The 21,617-nt window shown below is 59.2% G+C and carries 19 protein-coding genes and 1 tRNA gene; 1 reads left to right on the top strand and 19 read right to left on the bottom strand.

Annotated features, from left to right (window positions below; translation table 11 throughout):
• Positions 1–7 precede the first annotated feature (7 nt).
• The 9 genes from C934_RS0127415 to C934_RS0127375 all read right to left on the bottom strand — a co-directional run bounded on the left by C934_RS0127415 (position 8) and on the right by C934_RS0127375 (position 10,273).
• Positions 8–1,465 carry a lytic transglycosylase F gene (locus tag C934_RS0127415; protein ID WP_018859742.1) on the bottom strand — a complete coding sequence of 486 codons (1,458 nt, stop codon included), beginning with the start codon at positions 1,463–1,465 and terminating at the stop codon, positions 8–10.
• Positions 1,466–1,573: 108 nt separating this feature from the next.
• Positions 1,574–2,602 (bottom strand): trans-3-hydroxy-L-proline dehydratase, encoded by a 1,029-nt coding sequence (locus C934_RS0127410; protein WP_018859741.1) that lies wholly within the window; start codon positions 2,600–2,602, stop codon positions 1,574–1,576.
• Between the two features lie 9 nt (positions 2,603–2,611).
• Positions 2,612–4,303, bottom strand: coding sequence for a cis-3-hydroxy-L-proline dehydratase (gene lhpI, locus C934_RS0127405; RefSeq protein WP_018859740.1), 1,692 nt, complete (start codon positions 4,301–4,303; stop codon positions 2,612–2,614).
• 84 nt (positions 4,304–4,387) lie between these two features.
• Positions 4,388–5,638, bottom strand: coding sequence for an NAD(P)/FAD-dependent oxidoreductase (locus tag C934_RS0127400; protein WP_018859739.1), 1,251 nt, complete (start codon positions 5,636–5,638; stop codon positions 4,388–4,390).
• A gap of 7 nt (positions 5,639–5,645) precedes the next feature.
• The gene (locus tag C934_RS0127395; protein ID WP_018859738.1) at positions 5,646–6,368 is read right to left on the bottom strand and encodes an amino acid ABC transporter ATP-binding protein; all 723 of its coding nucleotides are present in this window, start codon (positions 6,366–6,368) and stop codon (positions 5,646–5,648) included.
• Positions 6,361–7,014 (bottom strand): amino acid ABC transporter permease, encoded by a 654-nt coding sequence (locus C934_RS0127390; RefSeq protein WP_018859737.1) that lies wholly within the window; start codon positions 7,012–7,014, stop codon positions 6,361–6,363. Before C934_RS0127390 ends, C934_RS0127395 begins: the two co-directional genes overlap by 8 nt.
• 12 nt (positions 7,015–7,026) lie before the next feature.
• The gene (locus C934_RS0127385) at positions 7,027–7,692 is read right to left on the bottom strand and encodes an amino acid ABC transporter permease (protein WP_018859736.1); all 666 of its coding nucleotides are present in this window, start codon (positions 7,690–7,692) and stop codon (positions 7,027–7,029) included.
• A gap of 69 nt (positions 7,693–7,761) precedes the next feature.
• Positions 7,762–8,571, bottom strand: coding sequence for an ABC transporter substrate-binding protein (locus tag C934_RS0127380; protein WP_018859735.1), 810 nt, complete (start codon positions 8,569–8,571; stop codon positions 7,762–7,764).
• Between the two features lie 184 nt (positions 8,572–8,755).
• On the bottom strand, positions 8,756–10,273 hold the full coding sequence (locus tag C934_RS0127375) for an aldehyde dehydrogenase (NADP(+)) (protein WP_018859734.1): 1,518 nt from the start codon (positions 10,271–10,273) through the stop codon (positions 8,756–8,758).
• A 150-nt stretch (positions 10,274–10,423) separates the two neighbouring features.
• Between C934_RS0127375 and C934_RS0127370 the strand changes: the two genes are divergently transcribed.
• Positions 10,424–11,461 (top strand): Ldh family oxidoreductase, encoded by a 1,038-nt coding sequence (locus C934_RS0127370; protein ID WP_018859733.1) that lies wholly within the window; start codon positions 10,424–10,426, stop codon positions 11,459–11,461.
• A gap of 76 nt (positions 11,462–11,537) precedes the next feature.
• Here the strand turns inward: C934_RS0127370 and C934_RS0127365 are convergent, their stop codons facing one another.
• The 10 genes from C934_RS0127365 to C934_RS0127325 all read right to left on the bottom strand — a co-directional run bounded on the left by C934_RS0127365 (position 11,538) and on the right by C934_RS0127325 (position 21,502).
• Positions 11,538–12,500, bottom strand: coding sequence for a dihydrodipicolinate synthase family protein (locus tag C934_RS0127365; protein WP_018859732.1), 963 nt, complete (start codon positions 12,498–12,500; stop codon positions 11,538–11,540).
• A gap of 128 nt (positions 12,501–12,628) precedes the next feature.
• Entirely contained in the window at positions 12,629–13,333 is a 705-nt protein-coding gene (locus C934_RS0127360) for a GntR family transcriptional regulator (RefSeq protein WP_018859731.1), read from the bottom strand.
• Between the two features lie 711 nt (positions 13,334–14,044).
• Positions 14,045–14,542, bottom strand: coding sequence for an acyltransferase (locus C934_RS34205; protein WP_083929922.1), 498 nt, complete (start codon positions 14,540–14,542; stop codon positions 14,045–14,047).
• A 112-nt stretch (positions 14,543–14,654) separates the two neighbouring features.
• Positions 14,655–16,307 (bottom strand): glycosyltransferase family protein, encoded by a 1,653-nt coding sequence (locus tag C934_RS0127355; protein WP_018859730.1) that lies wholly within the window; start codon positions 16,305–16,307, stop codon positions 14,655–14,657.
• Complete coding sequence (locus C934_RS32710; protein WP_018859729.1) at positions 16,304–17,425, bottom strand: DegT/DnrJ/EryC1/StrS family aminotransferase; 1,122 nt, start codon at positions 17,423–17,425, stop codon at positions 16,304–16,306. The genes C934_RS0127355 and C934_RS32710 overlap by 4 nt, the downstream gene beginning before the upstream one ends.
• Positions 17,422–17,913, bottom strand: coding sequence for an acyltransferase (locus C934_RS0127345; RefSeq protein WP_018859728.1), 492 nt, complete (start codon positions 17,911–17,913; stop codon positions 17,422–17,424). Before C934_RS0127345 ends, C934_RS32710 begins: the two co-directional genes overlap by 4 nt.
• On the bottom strand, positions 17,900–19,048 hold the full coding sequence (locus C934_RS0127340) for a DegT/DnrJ/EryC1/StrS family aminotransferase (protein WP_018859727.1): 1,149 nt from the start codon (positions 19,046–19,048) through the stop codon (positions 17,900–17,902). Before C934_RS0127340 ends, C934_RS0127345 begins: the two co-directional genes overlap by 14 nt.
• Positions 19,049–19,056: 8 nt before the next feature.
• A complete protein-coding gene (locus C934_RS0127335; protein WP_051085626.1) occupies positions 19,057–20,073 on the bottom strand; it encodes an NAD-dependent epimerase/dehydratase family protein in 1,017 nt (338 codons plus the stop codon).
• A 4-nt stretch (positions 20,074–20,077) separates the two neighbouring features.
• Positions 20,078–21,118 carry a Gfo/Idh/MocA family protein gene (locus tag C934_RS0127330; protein WP_018859724.1) on the bottom strand — a complete coding sequence of 347 codons (1,041 nt, stop codon included), beginning with the start codon at positions 21,116–21,118 and terminating at the stop codon, positions 20,078–20,080.
• Between the two features lie 307 nt (positions 21,119–21,425).
• Positions 21,426–21,502, bottom strand: a tRNA-Met gene (locus C934_RS0127325).
• Positions 21,503–21,617 lie beyond the last annotated feature (115 nt).

Below are 21,617 nucleotides of genomic sequence, written 5' to 3'. Positions count from 1 at the left end.
ATAGTCGCTAGTTCTTGGCAGGTGTGGTCGTGCTCATCGAGGCGCGCTGTGCTTCGACCCGCTCCATCAGCAGGCTGTAGGCGATGTAGTATTTGAAGATGTTGCTGACATATTGGACCGTTTCCCGGCCGACGATGGCAGCTGCGGCATTCTCGACGTTTCCGAACCAGACATTGGGATCGAGCCCCATATCCTTTGCCTTGGCGCGAAACTTCCGGAGATTTCCCGGACCCGCATTGTAGGCGGCAAACGCCATCAGCTGCTGGTCGCGCGGCGAAACACCCTCCCCCTTGATGGAGACTTCAACCAGATAGCGTAGGTATTTCGCGCCGGCCTCGACATTGAGATTCTCGCTCTTGGCGATGCCGGTTATGCCGATCTCCTTGCCCGCCGCCGTGGCAGGAAGCAGTTGCATCACGCCGACGGCGCCCCTCGGACTACGCCGCGACTGGTCAAGCTGGGATTCCTGATAGCCCTGCGCCATCAGCATCAGATAGTCGAACGAGTACGTGCCCGCATGCTTGCGGAAGATTTCGACCAGTTCCTTGAAGCGATCGACATCGGCAGGCGAATAGGCACGCCGCAGAATCGTATCGCTCTTGAAATAGCGGTTGCGCAGCAGATTGCCGAAGGTCGTGCCAACCTTGTGCTGCTCGGCGAACTTGTCGAGGACGGCTTTCAACTGCGGACTATTCTTGCGGATCGCCCAGGCGATCTGCCCGTGAGTGGCCACGGCGACATCAGGATGGACCTTCAATTCCGTGAACACCTTCGCCCATATGTCGGCCTTGTATCCATCGACCACCGTCCAGGGCAGGAGGCCGGCATTCACCATCTCCATGAGATCCTCGTCCTCAAGGTTCTCGTCGATCGGCTTGACTTGGATCTCCGGCTTTCCGTCCTTCTTCAATTGCTCGTTGAGCGACAGAAGATGCTCGTAGTAGCTGCTCGTCTGACGGACGCGGATTTCCTTGCCTGCCAGATGGGCGATGTTGGTAACCGCCTCCGCGGATGGCCCTGATACCAGCACCTCGCTCGCGTCGCTGTAGATCGGCGCGCTGAAATCGACGTCCTGAAGCCGCGCAGGGGTGACCGTCAAGTTGGCCATGATGATGTCGCCGAGCCCTTCCTTGAGGGCTGGAATCAATCGATCTCGCCCGGTCGGAATGAAGGCGACGCGGATGTGTTCGATCGCTTTTTTCCTGCCCTTGTTGAGCTCGGCCTCCAGGGCCGTCCCAAACTCCACCGCGGTTCCGAACTGGCGTCCCTTGTCGATGAAATAGATGGTCTTGCTGTAGGGCACCAGGATTCGAACGAGGCGGATCTTGGTCATAGCATCGAGATCGCCCGTATTCGGCTTCGGCATGATCCCGCCGACCTCGACATTCGTTTGGGCGAACGCAGCAACCTGACCGAACAGAATGGTGATGATTGCAAGCACTATGCTGAAAAGAAGACGTCGCATGACTTGCCCCCAGCTGATGCTGCGAGCGTACCACGTCTGTTGCACAATCAAAGGTGTGCAGGCGCCTTGAGCGGAGATTATCCGTACCGCTCAAGGCTGGTCAGGCAATCAGCGGGCACCCCAGGTATCGGTCAACCGATAGCCTTCCGGCCAGGGGTCGGACGGATCGAGCATGTGCTGATGGGTACCGGTAATCCAGGCGCGGCCGGAGATCTCAGGCAGGATGGCCGGGCGACCGCCAACATCGGTCGTGCCTAGAATGCGGCCAGAGAACGTGGAGCCGATCAACGACACCGCAGTCAGACGATCTTCGAGCGTCATTTGTCCACGCGCGTGCAATACGGCCATGCGGGCCGACAGCGCCGTTCCCGTGGGCGAGCGATCGACCTTGCCGGGCTGGATCGCGACGGCTGCACCCGCACGTAGACCTTCGGCGGTACGCTCCACCGGCCCTGCAAAGAGGCAGAAGGAGAAATGATTCCAGTCCGGATTTTCCGGGTGATGAAATCCGAGCGCGGCGTTGGCGGCATTGGTAATGCGCACGCCGAGCTTCGCAATGTCATGGGCCTCGTCGGGCGACAGGCTGAAGCCCATCGCCGCCGCATCGACGATGACAAAGCTGTCACCGCCATAGGCGGTATCGACGGTCAGCGTACCCGCGCCCTCGACTTCCAGCTTCGCATCCAGTCGTTCCGCGAAGCTTGGTAGGTTCTGCACGAAGATGCGCTCGGCCTTGCCGTTGCGGCACTCGGCGCGCACACGGACGAGCCCGCCGGGCGCTTCGAGGGTGATCTCGGTGATCGGCTCCTGCATCGGCAGGATGCCGCTGTCCAGCAGCACCGTGGATACGCAGATCGAATTCGATCCCGACATGGGTGGCGTATCTTCCGGCTCCATGATGATGAATGCGGCATCGGCGTCGGGATGCTTCGGTGGCACCAGCAAATTGACGTGCCGGAAAACGCCGCCGCGCGGTTCGTTCAGCACGAAATTGCGCAACGTCCCGTCTTGCGCAATCCAGCGGCTTTGCTCCCAGATCGTTTCGCCGGGCGGCGGCGTCACACCGCCGACGATGACATCGCCCACTTCGCCCTCGGCATGGGCGGAAACGACATGGATGGTCTTGGTGCTGTGCATGATACCTCCTCAGGAAAGCCAATCGGGCAACTGGGGCGGAACGCGCCCAGTCAGAGCGGCGGTGACGCAATCGGCAAGGCTGCCGAAGCGAACGGCACGACCGGAAAGGCCGGGGCCATAGTGGGCATATTTGCCCGAGTTCGTCATCAGGGAGCGGGTTCGCGTCGGGAACACGGGCTCGGAAATCGAACACCAGCAGAGATCGGGCAGGACCTGCACGCCTGCATCCTCCAATCTCTTCAACAGGCCTTCGTTGCGCGCTTCGCTGATGACCTGGCGACCGGCGGTCACGATTACCGTGACATCCGCGTGCCGGCTGCGGCCGGCAAGCGCTTCTTCCAAGGCTCGACATTCGGTCAGGGAGGCATGCGGGCTGCCAATGGCAACGAGTTCCACCTCTTCCGGCCCCTCGTTTAGAACCGTCCAGGCCGCAGCCATGTCGGCGCGCGAGATGACAACCCGATCGGCATCGTCGCGGGCCGAGCCGGCAGCTTCGGGCGTAACGCCCTCCACATGCAGCATGGGTGCTGCTGACGTGGTGCCAAAAGCGGCGCACAGCGCCTTCAGGTCGTCCTGCGAAGGCCGCGCGGAGCTTAGGCCGCGCAATAGCGGGATGCGATCCGGCGCCGCGCGACCTGCGAGATAACCGATGAGCGGCCAGAAAGCGTCATCGACGCGCTCGGGCAATTCGACATCAATGATCCGTCGTGCCTTGCGATGCTCGTCGAGATAAACGCCGGACAGCGGCGCACGTCCCGTTAGCGCGATGCAGAGATCGAGGAAATCGGGGTGTTTTGCCGTCCGCGCGCCGAGCACGGTATTGGCGAAGATCACTGCGTTGGACTCTGCCCATGCAATCGATTCGCCCGCCTGCGGTGCGCTATCCAGCAGATAGGGAGAGCAGGTGAAGGTCGGGCGACAGCCCATGCGCACATAGGCATCGGCAAGCCGTGCAGCCGGGTCGCCGAAGCTTTCCGGAACGCCTTGCGCTTGCCAATTGGCGCGGTCGACGGAAATGGCGTTCATAGTCGTCGGCACGCGGACCTGTGCGCCCATATCAGCCATCTTTTCCGCAAAGGTGAGATTGGCGGGGCTCGCATAGATGCAGCCGTCGATATGGCCCTGCGTGACATCCACGAGGCCGCGCGCGCCCTGCTGCGCCGCCATGGCGCAGATGATGCGCATGGCCTGCTGCACGGCGATGCCCTGCTGCCCGTCAAGCATGGCGCGATCTGCATCGTTGAGGTCGAGCGCAGCGGTTGCCGGAGGAGCGATCGGAATCTCCACCTCGTCTGCGACAACCGCCGTATCGCTGATCTCGGCGGTCTTCGCGCGGGAGAGCGCCGCAAAGGCCTCCGGCCCAAGCCGTACGACGGGCAGAGGCTTGCCGAACATTTCGGACGCGATCAGCGCGCCGAGCGTCAACACATCCTCGGCTTCGGAAAAAACCAGGGCGGCCGGTGCGCGACCCGTCAGGACGAGGTCGAGGAGTACGCCGGAACCCGTGCAGGATCCGCGGCTCGAGGGCATCATCAGAATGCAACCGGTGAGGCGGCTTCCGTGAAGCGGGTGGTGGACGTCGATCACCAAGCCAGTAGCGGGATCGACCCCGCCCCAGAAGCTCAATGCCTCCTTTGCGACAATGACGGGGCCATTCGCGGTACCGCCGAGAATGCTGCGATCGAGTGCGAGGGTTTTCATTTCACCACGAAGCCTTGAGCGGAGGGAGTCATTCACCAATGGGGGCTGATGCGGCCAACTGTCATGAGCGCGCTCCCGCCTCCATCAGAACCTTTGGGGTGAGAAGGATGCAATGTCGATCGCCGGCTTCTTGCCCGTGAGCAAATCCGCGACGATGCGCGCGGTGCCAGCCGACTGAGTCAGGCCAAGATGGCCGTGACCGAATGCATAGACAACGCGCTGCGTGGCGCGGGCGTGACCGACGGCGGGCAGGCTGTCCGGCAAGGATGGGCGGAACCCCATCCACTGGACGCCGCCCTGAGGCTTCAGGCCGGGCAGGAAGCTCTGTGCCTTCTTCAGCATCGCCTCCGATCGACGGAAGTTCGGCGGAAGCTTCAAGCCCCCAAGCTCGACGGCGCCGCCCACGCGGATGCCTGTCGACAGCCGGGTAACGACAAATCCGTGCCCGCCGAAGGTAATCTGCGTGCGCAGATCGAAAGCCTCGGGAGGGAGCGTGGTATTGTAGCCCCTTTCCGTTTCGAGCGGGATATTCTCCCCGATCGTACGGGCCACCTGATGTGAAAATGCACCCGCCGATAGGACCACCTGTGCTGCCCGTCGCGAAGCGCCGCCGGAACTGACGACATCTACGCCGCCATCAACAGGACGCAGTGCGATGACCTCCGCACGCTCGATGGAGCCGCCGATGGCGCGGAAGTGGTCTGCCAGGGCAAGGGTATAGAGCTTGGGATCGGCGATGGAGTACCAGCCAGGCGTGAAGGTGCCATGGGTGAAGCGAGGCGCGATACCAGGCTGGATCTCATTGATGCCGGCCGCATCGAGGTGATGGAACTCGATCCCATGCTCCTCCCGCGCTTTCCAGCCGGGAAGCGAAGCCTTCAGTTCCGCTTCGCCCTCATAGACCTGCAGATTGCCATCCTTGCGCAGCATGCCCACGGTGCCGCTCTGCTGCAGGAACGGCTCAAGCTCCGCCTTCGAAAGGTCCATCAGCGCGGTTTGCGCCGCAGTCGAATGGGCGACACGGCCCGGCGCGCAGGCGCGCCAGAAGCGGAACATCCATGGCGCGATCTGCAAGGCATAGGCTGGCGGCACCGAAAGCGGGCCGAGCGGATCGAGCAGCCACTTAGGTGCTTTCTTGAGGATGCCCGGCGAAGCAAGCGGCAGGATGTCGGTAAAGGCGAAGGCGCCGGCATTGCCAGCCGAGGCGCCGGCAGCGGGACCCTCCCGGTCGAGTACGACCACCGAAAGCCCCCTTGCCTGTGCCGCGATTGCAGCGGATAGCCCAACGACCCCCGCGCCGATTACGATGACATCCGTCTGAATTTGATCGTTCATCATCGCCTCAATGGGTGGCAGCGAGGAAAGCCTGCAACTCCGGATCCTTCGGCGCACCGAACAGCTCTTCCGGGGGAGCGATCTCGGCCATCACGCCCTTGTGGAAGAAGGCGACGCGGTCTGAAACCTCACGCGCAAACTTCATTTCGTGCGTGACGCAGATCATCGTCATGCCTTCGGAGGCCAGCATGCGCAGCGTGTCGAGCACTTCGCCAACCAGCTGTGGGTCGAGCGCCGAGGTGACCTCGTCGAACAGCATGTATTCTGGCGACATGGCAAGCGCACGCGCAATCGCCATGCGCTGCTGCTGGCCGCCCGACATGCGGTTAGGATAGACCTTGAGCTTCTCCCCGAGGCCGACGTGGGTGAGCTGCCTTACCGCGATCGCCTCGGCTTCCGCCTTGGAAAGGCCGAGCACTTTTCGCGGCGCAAGCATGACGTTTTCCAGCACCGTCAGATGCGGAAAAGCGTTCCACTGCTGGAAGACGATGCCGAGCTTGCGGCGAAGCTTGTTGAGGTCGGTCGCCTTGGCATGCACATCCGTGCCGTCGACAACGATACGGCCACTGTCGATGGCCTCAAGGCCATTGATGCAGGTGAGCAGCGTCGACTTCCCCGAGCCGGAACCACCGATGATGGTCAGCACCTCGCCCTTCGGAACAGTGAGGTTGATGCCCTTCAGAACCTCCAACGGGCCGAAGGATTTGCGGACGTTTTCAATCTCAATCATTGGGGGACCACCGTTTTTCGAGATACCCGCCAATCCGGGCGATGGGGAAGCTGATAATGAAGTAGACGGTGCCGCAGATCATCAGGATGAACAGCGGCTCCTGCAGCCGGGTCACGAGAATCTGCGAGGCGCGCAGCAACTCGATCAGGCCGAGCCAGAGCACCAGCGCGGAATCCTTCATGACGCCGAGCGTCAGTCCGATCCAAGACGGCAGCGAAACGCGCGTTGCGAGCGGGGCCACAATATAGCGCATGTCCTGCCACCAGGTCATGCCGAGCGAGCGAGCCGCACGGCGCGTGGTCGGCGGCACCGCGGAAATGCCACCGCGGACGATCTCCGTGCAATAGGCAGCCGTATAGAGCGACAGCACCACGCAGGAGGTCGTGAATGGGGGCCAGCCAAGCCGCATGATCGACTGCAGCGCATTTCCGAGCACAAGCTGGATCAACAAAGGCACGGAGCGGAAGACGTCGAGCGCGAAGGTCAGCGGTGCGGACCAGTAAGGTCCGAGTTCGACGCGGATCATCCCGAAGAAGATGCCGAGAACGGTTCCGGCAGCCACCGAGACGGCCGTGACCGCGAGCGTCATTCCCGCGCCTTGCGCCAGAAAGGCCAGATCACTCCAGGTGAGGGCAGTACTAAACATCTCTCACCTCTCTCAATAACGGAACATGCGCCAGGCGAGTGCCCGGGCGGCAAGGGTCAGAACCTTGGCGATGACGTAGTAGATCACGGCAGCCAAGGCGAAGAATTCAAAGGTGCGGAAGGAGCGCGCATTCAGTTCCTGCGTCACGCCGGTAAGGTCAGTGTTCATACCGACGGTTACGCCGAGCGACGTCATCAGGACCGCCCAGACCATCTGGTTGGTCGCCGGCAGAAACGCCACGCGCAGCATCTGCGGCAGGACGATCAGGCGAAAGGCCTGCATCGAGGTCATGCCGAGCGAGCGTCCGGCGCGCGTCTGCGTGTCCGGGATCGCCTTCAGCGCGCCGCGGAAATTTTCTGCCAGGTAGCCAGCGTTGTTGAAGGCAATGCCAACCAGGAGCGCGGTAAACGGCGTGAGGTGAATGCCAAAGTTGCCGAGTCCGAAATGAGCCATGTAGATCTGGAACAGCGCCGGCGTATTTCGGGCGATCTCGACCCAAGCCGTGGCGAAGCCACCAAGGATGCGGTTGCCGGATAGCCGGAACAAGGTCAGCGCGATCGCACAAGCCAGTCCGATGACCATGGACAGGAGCGCAATCTGCATCGTGACCAGCGCACCGTCGAGCATCTGCGGCAATGCCTTGAGTGCCTGGTTCCAGTGGAAGGTGTAGTTGAACATTACCGTCTCACCTTGTCATAAAGCTGCGGCGCGAGGTCATGCCTCGCGCCGCGGGAGAAACGGTGCGGGTTAGCGGTAAACGCCATTGACCGCGAGCGACGGCAGGTCGCCACCAACCCACTTCTTGTAGAGCTCGGCGTAGCGGCCGGTGCGAACCTGCTGGTTAATGAACAGGTTCAGGTAGTTGATCAGGCCGTATTCCTCACGGTTGGTGAAGAGCGAGACGTAGTCGATGTCGAACGGTGCCTTGCCGACCACAGCGATGCCGGCGAACTTGCCGGTCTTGACGTTGGCTTGGGCAACGGTCGAGGTCGAAACGGTGGCATCGATTTGGCCCTGGCTCAACGCCAGGAATACGTCGGCTTGCGTCTGGTAAGGACGGAACTCACCGACGCCCCAGGCCTTGACCTGCTGTTCGAGTGCGATCGCTTCGTAAGTGCCAGCGGTTGCGCCGACAACCTTGCCCTTCATGTCTTCGAAGGACTTCACGCCCGACTTCTCGTTGGCCGTAACCGCCATCTCGAAGGCGAAGTAGGGAACCGTCATGCCGACAGTCTTGGCACGCTCGAGCGTGTCAGAGGTGGAGGCCACGCCGACATCAACGCGACCCGACATCAGCGCCGGAATACGCTCAGGGAACGGGGTCTCAACGATTTCGGCGGTTACACCCAGCGCCTTAGCCAGATCGTTGCAATAGTCCACGTCGAAGCCGATCGGGTTGTTATTCTCGTCGCGCGAACCCATCGGTGGGAAGTCCAGTACGACCGCGCAGCGCAGCGTGCCCGAGCCGATGATGTCGTCCAACTTGTCGGCCTTCGCCGGGCTGGTCAGAACGGTTGCGGCAGCCAGAAGGCCGAAGGCGAGGACCGAAGGTTTCATTCTATTCTCTCTCCCAGAGTTGGATTGTCGATTGACAGCGAGGCGCACTATTCCCCTTCGGCGCGCGCAAATCAATGCTAAAATACATGAAGTATGCAAAAAGTATAAGTTGAATAGCGACTACGTCGACAAAAAAGGGCGGCCAAGTCGTGGCCGCCCTTTGCTTTTCTACCCTTGATAGGAATCAGCCGAGAAAATCTTCCGGCAGCAGATCTTCCGGCATGTTCTGGTACGAAACCGGGCGGAGGAAGCGCCGGATCGACATTGTGCCGACGCTGGTTGCGCCGAAGTTGGTCGAAGCCGGATAGGGTCCGCCATGCACCATCGAATCGACCACCTCGACACCGGTCGGGAATCCATTGACCAGGACACGTCCTGCCTTGCGTTCCAGCACGGGGCGCAGACGACGGGCGTCGGCAATGTCACCTGCATCCATATGGATCGTCGCCGTCAACTGACCTTCGAAGCCACGAGCGAGCTTCTCCATCTCATCGATCGTCTGGACACGCACGACAAGGCCGAGCGGTCCAAAGACCTCTTCGCCCAGGGCGTGATCGGCGAGGAACTGTGCGCCGGTTGTCTCAAACAGGTTCGGAGCGGCTGAGCGGCCAGAGGACTCGCTGGCGAACAGCGATTTGACCGTATTGCGAGTTGCAAAGCGTGACTGCCCATCCTGGTAGGCCTTCGCAATGCCATCCGTCAGCATCGTCTGCGGCGCGACCTTGCCGAGCGCTTCGACCGTTGCGGCTACGAAGCGATCGGCTTCGGCGCCTTCGGTCACAACTGCAATGCCGGGGTTGGTGCAAAACTGGCCGGCGCCCATCGTCAGCGACCCGGCCCAGCCCTGGCCGAGCGCTTCAGCGCGTGCCTTCAGCGCCTCGGGCAGCAGGAACATCGGATTGACCGAACCGAGTTCACCGAAGAACGGGATCGGCTCCGGCCGCGCGGCGCAAAGATTGAAGAGTGCGCGGCCGCCGGCGAGCGAACCGGTGAAGCCAACAGCTTTGATCCGCGGATGCTGCACGAGTGCATGACCGACATCACGGTTCCCACCCTGGATCAACGAGAAGACGCCGGGATGAACACCCGTCTTGCGAATAGCGGCCTCGATCGCCTGCGCGACGATTTCGCCGGTTCCCGGATGCGCCGAGTGACCCTTGACGACAACAGGGCAACCTGCCGCCAGAGCGGCTGCGGTATCACCGCCGGCCGTTGAGAAGGCCAGCGGGAAGTTCGAGGCGCCGAAGACGGCGACCGGGCCGACCGGGCGCTGGATAAGCCGGATTTCCGGCCGTGCCGCGGGCTGGCGGTCGGGCAGTGCCGCATCACGACGGCGGTCGAGATATTCGCCCTTTTCGATATGGTCCGCGAAGAGACGTAGCTGACCGGTCGTGCGGCCGCGTTCGCCCTGCAGGCGAGCTTCCGGCAGGCCCGTTTCCTGGCTACCGATCGCGGTGATCGCCTCGGCGCGAGCTTCGATCTCGTCGGCGATGGCGCGCAAGAACGCCGCGCGTTCTGCCCGCGTGGAGTAGCCATAGCTCCAGAACGCATCTTCGGCGGCCTCGCAGGCGCGATTGACAAGATCTACCGTACCGACTGCAAACTGATGGACTAGACCGTGCGCCGGCGCGGATGCAAAAGTACCCGCTCCGTCGAGCCATTCGCCCGCGACGAGGTGTTTTCCATTGGGAGTGAAGACCATCTGCGATTCCTTTCTTGAGAGCCCGTGGTGCTTTACGCGAAAATCCATCCAAAGGCGAATTGCGCATGTCGGATCTTTGTATACTCTATGTATTTATAACATCAACACTCGATCGCCGTCGGCGGCCGGGCCATTCACGAGAGACACGAGATGAGCGACAACACCACCCTGACCGTATCGGCCCTGCAGGAGCGGGTCGATGCGATTTTCCGCAAGGCTGGCCTCAACGAGATCCAGGCCGGCGCACTCGCGCGCGTAATCGTCTCCGGAGAGCGGGATGCCTGCAAATCGCATGGCATCTACAGGATCGAGGGTGCGCTGCGGACCGTCAAAGCGGGCAAAGTGAATCCGGACGCGGTGCCGGAACTTATGCTGCAGGAGGGCTCCGCGATCGTGAAGGTCAACGCCAAGGGTGGCTTTGCCAATCCGGCCTTCGAACTCGGCTTGCGGGCTCTCGTGGAGCGCACCCGATCCTGCGGGCTTGCAGCCCTCGTCATCAACGACTGCACGCATTTCTCCGCGCTCTGGTCGGAAGCGGAAGCCCTGACCGAACAGGGCCTCGCCGGCCTGGTCATGTGCCCGAGCTATGCAACCGTTGCGCCAACCGGCGGCAACAAACCGCTGCTCGGCACCAACCCCTTCGCCTTTGCCTGGCCGCGCGTCGGCCAGCCGCCCTACGTCTTCGATTTTGCCACGTCGGTTGCCGCGCGCGGGGAAATCGAACTGCACCGGCGGGCTGGAAAGTCGCTGCCCGAGGGCTGGGCGATCGATGCCGACGGCAATCCGACGACCGATCCGGAGGCTGCGCTTGCCGGCGCCATGCTGCCGTTCGGCGGGCATAAGGGCTCGGCCATCGGGACGATGATCGAGCTGCTGGCCGGAATCATGATCGGCGACCTGACAAGCCCCGAGGTTCTGGACTATCTCGGCACGACGACGCTGGCCCCTTTCCACGGCGAATTGATCATCGCCTTCTCGCCGGAAGCCTTCGCCGCCGGCCGGCCAGGCAATCCGTTTGCGCGGGCAGAGACCCTGTTCGAGGCCATCGTCGGCCAGGGCGCCCGCCTTCCCTCGCAGCGCCGGTATGCGGCGCGCGCAAAATCGGAGGCCGACGGCATCGCGCTGACCGACGCCGAAATCAAGCAGCTCGAGCGTTTGTTCGCGCTCGGCCTGGAGGCGGTGGCTTGAGCCACCGGCAGAAATCGCCGCCAATACAAAAAGGCCCTCCAATCGGAGGGCCTTTCGATTTGAGAGCCTTTGAAAATCAGGCCTTGTATTTCTCAACGGCACCCGGGAGCTTGCTCCATTCGGCGTACCAGGTGTTGAAGAGCTTGAACTGAGTTTCGACGTAACCGCGCTGGCTATCGGTCAGGGCGTCGGTTTCGTAGAAATGGAGGGTGTATTCCTTGTCGCCCTTCAATACCATCATGTGCTTGAAGAACAGCACGAGGTCCGGGCCTTCGTCGAACGACGAGAGGACGGCCAGTGCCTGCTCGAGCTCCAGCGCGCGCTGGCGGGCATCTGCGTCGCCGGCAGCAGCGGCCTGGGCGAGGTTGCAGAGGTGCAGCACTTCCTTCGGCAGCACGTTGCCGATGCCGGTGATCGCTCCGGTCGCACCGCAATTGACGAAGCCATGGAAGACGGCCGTGTCGACGCCGATCATCAGCGAAACGCCATCATCGCGGCTGGTGATATTCTCTGCTGCATAGCGCATGTCTGCAGCGCCACCGAATTCCTTGAAGCCGACGAGGTTCGGATGCTCGGCTCGCAGTGCGAGGAACAGGTCCGCGCGCGTGGCGAAGCCGTAGTAAGGGCTGTTGTAGATGACAGCAGGAAGATCGGGGGCAGCCGAGAGGATTGCCTTGAAGTGCGCCTTCTGGGCCGCGATTACCGAACCACGCGACAGGACGCGCGGGATGACCATCAGACCCTGTGCCCCGACCTTCTGGGCATGGGCCGCATGCGCGACAGCCGAGGCGCTGTTGACGGCGCCGGTGCCTACGATGACCGGAATGCCAGCCTTCACGAGACGCTCCACGCCTTCCATGCGCTGTGCATCGCTCAGCAGTGGCCAATCCCCCATGGAACCGCAATAGACGACAGCCGACATGCCCTGCGCGATCAACTCCAGGCCCTTGCGGACGAGTGCGTCGTAGTCGGGGGTACGGTCTTCCTTGCAGGGGGTCATCAGGGCCGGAATTACACCGGAGAAAATCTTGGCCTTCATTGCGAAACTCCTATTGCCTGGCGGGACGGGCAGGGATCGCCGCGCGCCTCCACCGGCACCGGTCCCCGTGTCTTCGACGGCGGTTATATCACTTGCATATTATTTGTCGACAAAAATTATGCAGCAGATCAGAGGGCGATATCCAGTTTTCCGCCGCGCGCGAAAAGCTTCTGTATTTGCTGCACGATCTGCTCGGCATGGATCGTCGCCAAGCGGTCGGCGGCCTCGCTGTCGCGCGCGGCGATGACAGCGATAATGTCTTCGTGCTCGTCGACGAAACGTTGCGGCAAGCGGTCTTCATAGGACTGGTAATAGAGCCGCAAGATGCGTCGCCCCTCATCGAGGAGACGATTGAAGAGACCGGAGAAGTAGGCGTTGCGGCCTGCCTCGGCGATGGCTGAATGGAAGGCAGCGTTGGTGGCAATCATCGCCAGGGCGTCCTGGGCCGCGACCGCCGCGGCGAAGTCGGCCTGATGCGCGCGGATCACCTGCAGATCATCGAGGCGATGATACTGGGCGGCCAGACGGGTGGTCACGCGATACATCAGCACCAGCGCATCGAAGAAGGTATGCATATTGAGGAAATCGATATTCGATACCATGGTCGAGCGATTGGGCAGCGTGTCGATCAGGCCCTCGCCGGCCAACCTCACCAGCGCCTCGCGGATCGGCGTGCGCGACATCTTGAAACGCTCGGCCAGTTGCACCTCATCGATCGGACTGCCGGGCGGTAAAACCAGGTCCAGGATCTCATCGCGCAAGAGGTCGTAAACCATCTTGACGCCGGAGCCTCGCTTGCGTTCGGGAGTGGACTTCGTGTCGGTATCAGTCATGCCGGTATCCTCTTGTCGACAAAAGGAATACTTTTTCTCGCGTGCTGGTCAATAGCTCTGGCAACTCGGGCGGGTGAAATGCCCGGAGCAAGGCCTCTAAAATCGGAATCGATTTTCGATTCTGACGTAACCTGTCATGCTGAGCCGTCGGAGCGGGAATTTTCGACTTCTGGTTCCTGCAAGGGAGAGAAGGGAAAGTCCCATGGAGGCGGCATCGACTTTTCGGAAGCGCAGATTGCCTTTTACGACTCGCTTGCCCCTGCTCTAGCAAGGCCGTCGCCGCGGAGATTCTGGCCCGCCGGGGATATCTGGCTGCGATTGTTTCGGGTATCTGGGAAGGTATCGGTTGCAGGGCCTGATGGGACGGAGACTTGTAAAGTCTCGGCCTCAAGCCGACCCTCGCGGCAACAATTTCAGCTTTGCGCCAAGCGCGGTCACCGCGGACGTCGAGCACTTTTTCTTTGGGCGATGCAGACGAGTGAGCAAATATAGAAGCAGCGGTCCGGCACCTGTAGCCAGTTCGATTTCTCTTTCTTCGGTTGCTTGACGACAGTATCAGCGATGACACAAACGGCTCTCCATCATCCCATGCATTGATACGGCCGACCGCCAAATAGTTTAGGGACGCGGTGTTTGCCGCTCAGCGTGTCAAAAGGCTAGCGCGGGCCGGTGGCTGCATCACGGGGTTCAGATCAAAGTCCAACGCCAATACTACGTCTGGATTCTAGCAGGACAGCCCCAGACTTTACTTCCAGCTGGAACATCGTGATTAACAAAAGACATCGCGCCAACCACCGCACCATCTCCAATCGTCACGCCACGAGAAATAACGCTGTTGGGACCGATGTAGACGCCGCTGCCAATCTTGGTTGGAGAATATTCGATCGGCGCTTTTCCCAGTGTTAAGCTTCTTTGCACAGTGTCATGTGAATAGATCTGAACACCAGTGGAGATTGAGCAGTGGTCACCGATCGAAAGCCCGCCAGTCCCATCCAATACCGTTCCAGGACCAATCCAGGTATGGCAACCGACACGGACCTCTCCCATAACGAGGGCACTGTCATAACAGGATGTACCCTCACCAAATCCATATTCACGCGCATTTTCCCAACGATCAGTTATCAAATCGCCGAAGGACACGCGCCGCTGGAATTGCGCGAGCTTCTTGAGTTGCAGCGTTTTTTGAAGTGCTCTCAATGTTTCAATCATGAGTGAACTTGCTCTATCTACTTTGACCGTTGAGATAAACTCACCACAATGGGCCAAAGACGCGGTAGCCTCGCACGTGTGATATTCCACCACCTATCGCTCTTGCCCAAGACTAGACCGTTGCAGCTTCGGTAGTCGTCCGCCCCACCGATTTCACACGCATGGCAAGAAGACCTTCGATATCGAGTGCGCGATCGTGGCGACTATTTGCGCGGAACAATCGCGCCATTAAATCAAGCCAACTATCAAAGTCCTCATTTCCAATCCAAGCAACCGAGAGGCAGTCCCCAGGCAACGGTCCGTCAAACGAGTCGTCGTTGGATGGATCCGTAAGCTCGTTTGTTTCGATCAACCATTTGGTTCGCCTAATGGAAACGTGAGGGACGGTCTTGGCTTGTTCAAGCAGGAAATCCCTCAAATCCTTGTCGCCAATGATATCACTCAGGAGGAGAAGCCAAGCGATCTCGACCGGATCCATCTGCGCCAAGGCCGGCGACGATGTGCCTTGGAGATTGCTACGACGACTAAGTAGAATGGCGGCCTCTCCTGCATCTCCCTCGAGCAGCGAGATAATGCCGAGCAGAACCCATGGCTCGGCGATATGGCTAATCCAAGTACTTAGCTCTCTCAGGGTCTGCGCGACCTCCTTGAAATCTCCTCCCTTCAGAATTGCCGATCTGGCCGAACGAAGCACTGCGGCCATCGGGCTGTCCGGAACGGCCGCGTTCACGAAAACTACGGAAGGGGATTGCATTGGAACGATCTCGAATTTGCCGAACCAATTGATTTGTCTGACAACTTCGCCTGAACGAACGGCGCGGCGGCACTCGTACCAATCTGCAATATAAGTCCACGCCTGACGCGTATAGCGGCTGTGGACGAGTTCATAACCCTTTTTGCGGATGTCGGAATAAAGATCGAGGTCTTTGCTGACCTCGTTGATCTTTTGGTAGAGCTCCTTTCCGCTGCCCATGATGCAGTTTTGCATATCCACAAAGCCGTATTCTTTCAGACGATCGGAGTCAGGAGCAAGAAGAACCGTACCGCAAGCTGGTATCTCAAGGTGCTTGCGAACGACGTAGTCCAGCCGCGTCGTGTCGGCAGCCGAAAAGTAGCTTTGAGAAATTAACTGAGCGTATCTAGCGTCACGAACCTCAAATGGCCTGCGGTCCTGTAGCCTATAGCCCGGATGAGTATAAATTAGCGTTGGAAAGAAGTGTTGAATCTCGTGGGTCAGCTTTGCCCGCCACGGGTAGAAACTCGGGAATAGATGCCCACTCATTATGTTGATGGGGATGATCTTTTCCAAGTTATAGTCATGGAATATCTCGGGATCGATAAATTTCGGAATGACGAAACAGGCAAATTGCGAGAGCTCCGGCATATGCTGCAGATGTTCCAGCCCGAAGCAGAAGATCGTGTCAATGCCGTATTCAGTGAGAGCGCTCAACGTGAGTGGCCGCATCGGGTCGTGTGGATCGCAATTGAAGTACAGCGCCCGCGGTATCTCTGGGTAGGTATGAATGTTTGTGATGTTAAGCCGTAGTGGTCTGCCGGAATGCACTGCCGAAAATATGACGAAATCGGGCTGCAGCTCATCGCAGACGGCTTTGAAATCGAAATCGCGGTCGACAACACTAACCTCGCAGTGGTGAGCAAGCGCGTAAATCCACTCGTCGACCACATTGGTGAGAACTGGAGCAGTGGTCGTATTGAGCTGCGGCAACACGCATAGAACGCGTCTGCGCTGTGTTGCCACCGTCATCTCTCACCCTTTTCGAAAAATGAGCAAATTGCATCGACGACTTGTTGCTGCTGCGCCGCGGTTATGCCAGCGAACATGGGCAAAGACAGCCCCTGGCCGGCAAATTCTTCCGTTGCAAGAAATTCACTTTGGGCGCTTTCGACTTGCGCCAAGCAAGGCTGCCGATGCAATGGAATGGGGTAGTGCAATCCGGTCTGGATACTTCTTGAATCAAGGTGCGACCGTAGGTCGTCGCGCCGATCCGTGCGTACAACGTAGAGATGGTAAACATGATCGCCATGCACGACTTCAGGGAGCGTAAGGGGCGTGCCTTTCAAGCCCTCCCTATACCGTTCTGCGGCCCGCTTCCGCTGATCAGTCCAATCATCAAGATGCCTTAGCTTGCTGTTCAAGACCAACGCTTGCAGGCCATCCATGCGGTAGTTATAGCCGATCTGTTCGTGGAGATAACGCTGCGTCTGCCCGTGATTTCTCAGTGCCCTCAGCCGCTGAGCGAGGTCGGCGTCTTGCGTGACGATGAGGCCGCCTTCACCCGCTGCACCGAGATTCTTGCCCGGGTAGAAACTGAAACAGCCCATTGACCCCATCGATCCGAGCGGTCGACCGTTGTAACGAGCGCCGATTGCTTGGGCCACATCTTCTATCATTGTCAGTCCGTGACGCTCGGAAAACTCCAGCGCTGCCTTCATATTTGCGGGCTGACCATAAAGATGAACCGGAATGACTGCTTTCACATCGCCATCCAGACGCCTTTCCGCATCCGCAAAGTCGATCGTACCCGTAGCACGTTCCACATCACAAAAAACCGGAACAGCACCCTGATAGATCACCCCCCACAAGGTGCCGATAAAGCTATGGGCCGGTACCAGAACCTTGTCTCTCGGGCCTATGCCCGCTGCAATGACCGCCAGATGCAGGGCAGCACTGCCACTGCTGACGGCAATGGCGTGATCGACTTCAAGATAGGAGGCGATGGCCTTTTCGAATTCGTCAACCCATGGCCCCAGGCAAAAAGCGCTCGCATCGAACAGCCGTTCGATCTCCGGCATGACATTATGGCGAATCTGCTCCCATTGGATAGAGAGATCGACGAAAGGTACCGTTGTCTGTGAACTCATCGCCCACTCTCCGACATGTCGCGAGTAGACCCTATCACACGTGCTGGATTGCCCGCGACGATGGCATATTCGGGAACGTCTTTGGTCACCACCGCCCCCGCTGCTACCATAGCCCTTCGTCCAATTACAATGTCCGGTAGAATCGTGGCATTACTTCCGATCGATGCGCCGGAGCAGATACGGGTGGGAAGGCAGACCCAATCTTCCGAGCCCTGCAATGCACCGTCAGCGTTTGTCGCAGCCGGATAACGATCGTTTGTGAACATGACGCCATGGCCCACGAACACCTCGTCCTCAATGATGACACCAGAGCAGATGAAGCTATGGGACTGGATCTTGCATTTTGCACCGACATGGACATCCGATTGGATTTCCACGAAGGTGCCGATCCGTGTTCCACGGCCGATTGTGCAGCCATACAAATTGACGAGATCTGGATGGAAAACCAGTACGTCATCTTCAAAAACGACATTGTCAGCGATGGGCATTGGGCCACTCCTTTTCAGCAAGGATCTCTGACAAGGCAGTCACCACGCTGACTTGTTCGGCATCCGTCATTCCGGAGAAAAGTGGCAGTATGAGATGAGCTGCGCTGACATGTTCGGATCGGGAAAGCCCTGCATGCCGAGCCCCGCGCCAGGGCGCCTCAAGGTGGCTGGACATGACTGCACGTCGGGTCGCTATTTTTCGGTCGAGCATCTCCTGCATGACCACTTCGCGATCTGCACCTTCAGGCAACCCAATTGAATAGCTCTGCCAGTTAGATTTCGCCCAGTTCGGCTCTTGCGGTACGATTATACCGTTGACGGGCATCAGGAGTTCGCCGTAACGCTTCGCCAATTTCCGCCTTTCGGCAACAATTCCATCGAGACGCTTTAGCTGCTCTCGTCCAACCGCAGCCTGAAGGTCGGTCATGCGGTAGTTGAAACCCGTCTCGGTGTAGGTCTCGATCACAACACGATTGGATGCATGACGGGCGAGGTCGGAGACAGACATTCCATGTTGCCTCAGAAGGCGGCACTTCGCGTCTATTTCAGGGTTGTTCGTGGTGATCATTCCGCCCTCACCCGTCGTAAGAACCTTGCGGGGATGAAATGAGAAGCATGCCACGTCGGAGAGCACGCCACCGATCCGGTGCCATTGGTCATCGACCAGGATCATCGATCCGCTGGCGCAGGCGGCGTCTTCCACCACTGCCAGCCCATACGCATGAGCGACCGCGCAAATCGCCTGCAAGTCGCACGGCATACCAATTTGGTCCACACACAACACGGCTTTAGTCCGCGACGATATCAGCACCTCAATACTGGTCGGATCCATGTTGTAGCTACCTGCACCGATGTCGGCGAAGACCGGCTCGGCACCACACATATGGATGGCATTCGCTGTCGCAATGAAGCTGTGACTGACCGTGATCACCTCGTCACCCGGTCCAACACCGACAGCCAGCAGTGCCAAATGAAGCGCTGTCGTACAGTTGGAAACCGCGCACGCATATGAGGCACCGGTCATTGCAGCGAACTCCGTCTCGAACCCAAGAACCTGTGGTCCCTGGGTCAACCAGCCGGAAGCGATGACGGAAGCGAGTGCGTCTGCTTCTTCTGGACCCACCGTTGGGCGCATAAGGGGGATCACTTGGCCGTCTCCAGCACGAAGACACATTCATCCCGCCACCATCGCACCAGATCGCGCAATCCATCTTCCAGCCCGATCGAAACTTGGAAACCAAGTTGCGCCCGCGCCTTTGACGGATCGGCCAACCGCCGCTCGACTGGGTTAACGTTGCGAGCAGGTTCATGGTGGATTCCGAGATTTTCCCGTCCCATGATCTTGAGCAGCGTCTGCGCCAATTCTTTTAGAGAAACTTCGGCCCCTGACGCGACATTGTAGACTTCGTCCGAAGCAGAAGAGAGAGCCGCCGCGATATTCGAAGACGCGACGTCACGAACCTCCACGAAATCCATGGTTTGCAAGCCGTCACCAAAGATGATCGGAGGTTGATTGGCAGCAATTCTCTCCATCCACCGGATCAAGACTTCCGTGTAGCGGCCGTGGATATCCATGCGCGTTCCATAGACATTGAAGTAACGAAGCGCACAGTAGTTAAGGCCGTACATATCGTTGAATGATCGGAGCAGCTTTTCGTTGAAGAGCTTCAGGCCGCCGTACAATGTTCGATCGGCGTAGGGTGCTGCGGCCTCCGTGGTCGGAAATTCTGGAGCATAGCCATAGATTGAAGCGGACGACGCAGCGATGATCTTCTGAATTTTGTGTTTCACGCAGAGCTGCAGAAGATCGAATGTGGCGCGGCCCATAACCTCAAAGGCCTCGGCGGGTTCGGCGGCACAATGTGTAATCCTCAAAGCGGCCTGATGGAATACGATATCGGCGTCTCGCACCAGCTCGTCCATGAGCGCATTGTCACGAATATCGCCGTTTACAAGCCGCAAGCGCGGGTCGGCGGCAACGGAAGAGAGATTCTCAGACCTCCCACGCACCATATTATCGACAGCCACAACGGCCTGGACCTCGTGGCCCATGAGTTGATCGACAATGTGCGAGCCGATGAAGCCGGCGCCTCCGGTTACTAAAATGCGCTTCCCTCTTAGGAAATCTGAGGCGTTCGATTGTTTAACCTTTTGTTCCATCGTCTCACTCTGCCGCGATGATATTGAATGTGTTGCGCTTACTGCATGCGACCTGCTGCAAGCTGCGCTCCAGTGCCGACTGCGCCCGCTCCAGCGTTCTGACAATCCTCAGTCCGAAATCACCATCAGTTTGGCAACGCTCCTGCCCGAGGATGGAGCGACGGAGGTGTTCAACCACTTCTGTAAGCGGCTCGGGGCCGGAAATGCGCGGGGATGTCACCGCGCCGATTCTGTAATTCGGAAGATTGATCTCGCGATCCTGATTGGAATGGATAGTGATGCCGGAATCATAGATCTTGACCGGCTCATCGCGGTTCAAATCATCCCAGACAGCCATTTGCTTGCTGCCCCCAAGAGCAATCCGCCGCATTTTTACCGGCGACATCCAACTCAGATTGAGGTGCGCGACCATAGAGTTCTCGTAATGCAAGGTGATGTAGGCGATATCGGGCGATTTGTCGTTGACGTGACAATACCCGCTGGCCTCCACTGAAACCGGCTCTGCCGCAAACAGATAGTCCAGGATCGATAGGTCGTGAGGAGCGAGATCCCAGAGCACATTTACGTCCGGTTGAAAAAGGCCCAAATTGACGCGCTGGGAGTCAAAATAGGAAATATGCCCGAGCGTGCCGCTTGCAACGAGATCTCGGAGCTTTCGAACGGCAGGATGGAAGAGGAAGGTGTGATCAACCATCAGAGTTAAGCCATAGGCTTTGGCCCGCGCGACCAGGTCTTCCGCCTCTTCACTTGAACCGCACATGGGCTTCTCGATCATCACATGCTTGCCGGCGTCCAAACCGGCCTTAGCAAGCGAGTAGTGCGAGGACACCGGCGTTGCGATGACCATTGCATCAATATTTGGATCGAGAATGACAGACGAAGCGTCTTCGTAAATCGCGGCGCTCGGGAACGATTGCGCCAGTCGTTCTCGAACCTCCAGCCGCGTGTCAACAATTGCGGCTAACTGAATCCCAGGATTGCTGGAAAGGACACGTAGCAGGTTGCGCCCCCAGTAACCTACGCCGCATAAAGCCACCTTGATCATGCCAGCAAGACCCTCACACTTAATCGGCATGACTTATCGTGGTGCAATCTTGCCCCAGCCTGACGGTTACTGTTGAGGCGAACTCTAATCCTCGATCGAAGGTGAAACTTGTATTCCGGCTCCGCAGTCAGCGGCAAAGCTTCGTGTTGGGCTTCGGCTGGGCGTTGTGTCGCTGCTGAAACACATGCGAATTTGGGCGAACCTGGCGGCTTGAGAAATCGACACGGAGTCCAAAAAAAAGCTCCTCGACGCCTATGCGGAGGAGCTTTCTGTGAGGCGACTTGACTGGCAAATATTCAGGTTTTGTTGGTTGCGGGGGCAGGATTTGAACCTGCGGCCTTCAGGTTATGAGCCTGACGAGCTACCGGGCTGCTCCACCCCGCGCCAAGTGCAAAACCCTTTGGGTTTTGTCACGGTGCGTAAACTGCGAAGCAGTTTACGCTACTGCCCGAGCAAATTGCCGAAGGCGATTTGTCTCGTGTAAGGGACGCACTGCATG

Origin of the sequence: Rhizobium sp. 42MFCr.1, from assembly GCF_000377185.1 — a bacterium.
Classification (GTDB): Bacteria; Pseudomonadota; Alphaproteobacteria; order Rhizobiales; family Rhizobiaceae; genus Rhizobium; species Rhizobium altiplani.
This window is presented reverse-complemented; position numbering and strand designations above follow the sequence as displayed.

Coding starts and splice junctions, on each gene's coding strand:
- C934_RS0127380 (WP_018859735.1), bottom strand. CDS start 8,571: ATGAAACCTTCGGTCCTCGCCTTCGGCCTTCTGGCTGCCGCAACCGTT.
- C934_RS0127355 (WP_018859730.1), bottom strand. CDS start 16,307: ATGACGGTGGCAACACAGCGCAGACGCGTTCTATGCGTGTTGCCGCAG.
- C934_RS0127390 (WP_018859737.1), bottom strand. CDS start 7,014: ATGTTTAGTACTGCCCTCACCTGGAGTGATCTGGCCTTTCTGGCGCAA.
- C934_RS0127335 (WP_051085626.1), bottom strand. CDS start 20,073: ATGGAACAAAAGGTTAAACAATCGAACGCCTCAGATTTCCTAAGAGGG.
- C934_RS0127415 (WP_018859742.1), bottom strand. CDS start 1,465: ATGCGACGTCTTCTTTTCAGCATAGTGCTTGCAATCATCACCATTCTG.
- C934_RS34205 (WP_083929922.1), bottom strand. CDS start 14,542: ATGATTGAAACATTGAGAGCACTTCAAAAAACGCTGCAACTCAAGAAG.
- C934_RS0127370 (WP_018859733.1), top strand. CDS start 10,424: ATGAGCGACAACACCACCCTGACCGTATCGGCCCTGCAGGAGCGGGTC.
- lhpI (WP_018859740.1), bottom strand. CDS start 4,303: ATGAAAACCCTCGCACTCGATCGCAGCATTCTCGGCGGTACCGCGAAT.
- C934_RS0127410 (WP_018859741.1), bottom strand. CDS start 2,602: ATGCACAGCACCAAGACCATCCATGTCGTTTCCGCCCATGCCGAGGGC.
- C934_RS0127385 (WP_018859736.1), bottom strand. CDS start 7,692: ATGTTCAACTACACCTTCCACTGGAACCAGGCACTCAAGGCATTGCCG.
- C934_RS0127330 (WP_018859724.1), bottom strand. CDS start 21,118: ATGATCAAGGTGGCTTTATGCGGCGTAGGTTACTGGGGGCGCAACCTG.
- C934_RS0127340 (WP_018859727.1), bottom strand. CDS start 19,048: ATGCGCCCAACGGTGGGTCCAGAAGAAGCAGACGCACTCGCTTCCGTC.
- C934_RS0127375 (WP_018859734.1), bottom strand. CDS start 10,273: ATGGTCTTCACTCCCAATGGAAAACACCTCGTCGCGGGCGAATGGCTC.
- C934_RS0127345 (WP_018859728.1), bottom strand. CDS start 17,913: ATGCCCATCGCTGACAATGTCGTTTTTGAAGATGACGTACTGGTTTTC.
- C934_RS0127360 (WP_018859731.1), bottom strand. CDS start 13,333: ATGACTGATACCGACACGAAGTCCACTCCCGAACGCAAGCGAGGCTCC.
- C934_RS0127395 (WP_018859738.1), bottom strand. CDS start 6,368: ATGATTGAGATTGAAAACGTCCGCAAATCCTTCGGCCCGTTGGAGGTT.
- C934_RS32710 (WP_018859729.1), bottom strand. CDS start 17,425: ATGAGTTCACAGACAACGGTACCTTTCGTCGATCTCTCTATCCAATGG.
- C934_RS0127365 (WP_018859732.1), bottom strand. CDS start 12,500: ATGAAGGCCAAGATTTTCTCCGGTGTAATTCCGGCCCTGATGACCCCC.
- C934_RS0127400 (WP_018859739.1), bottom strand. CDS start 5,638: ATGAACGATCAAATTCAGACGGATGTCATCGTAATCGGCGCGGGGGTC.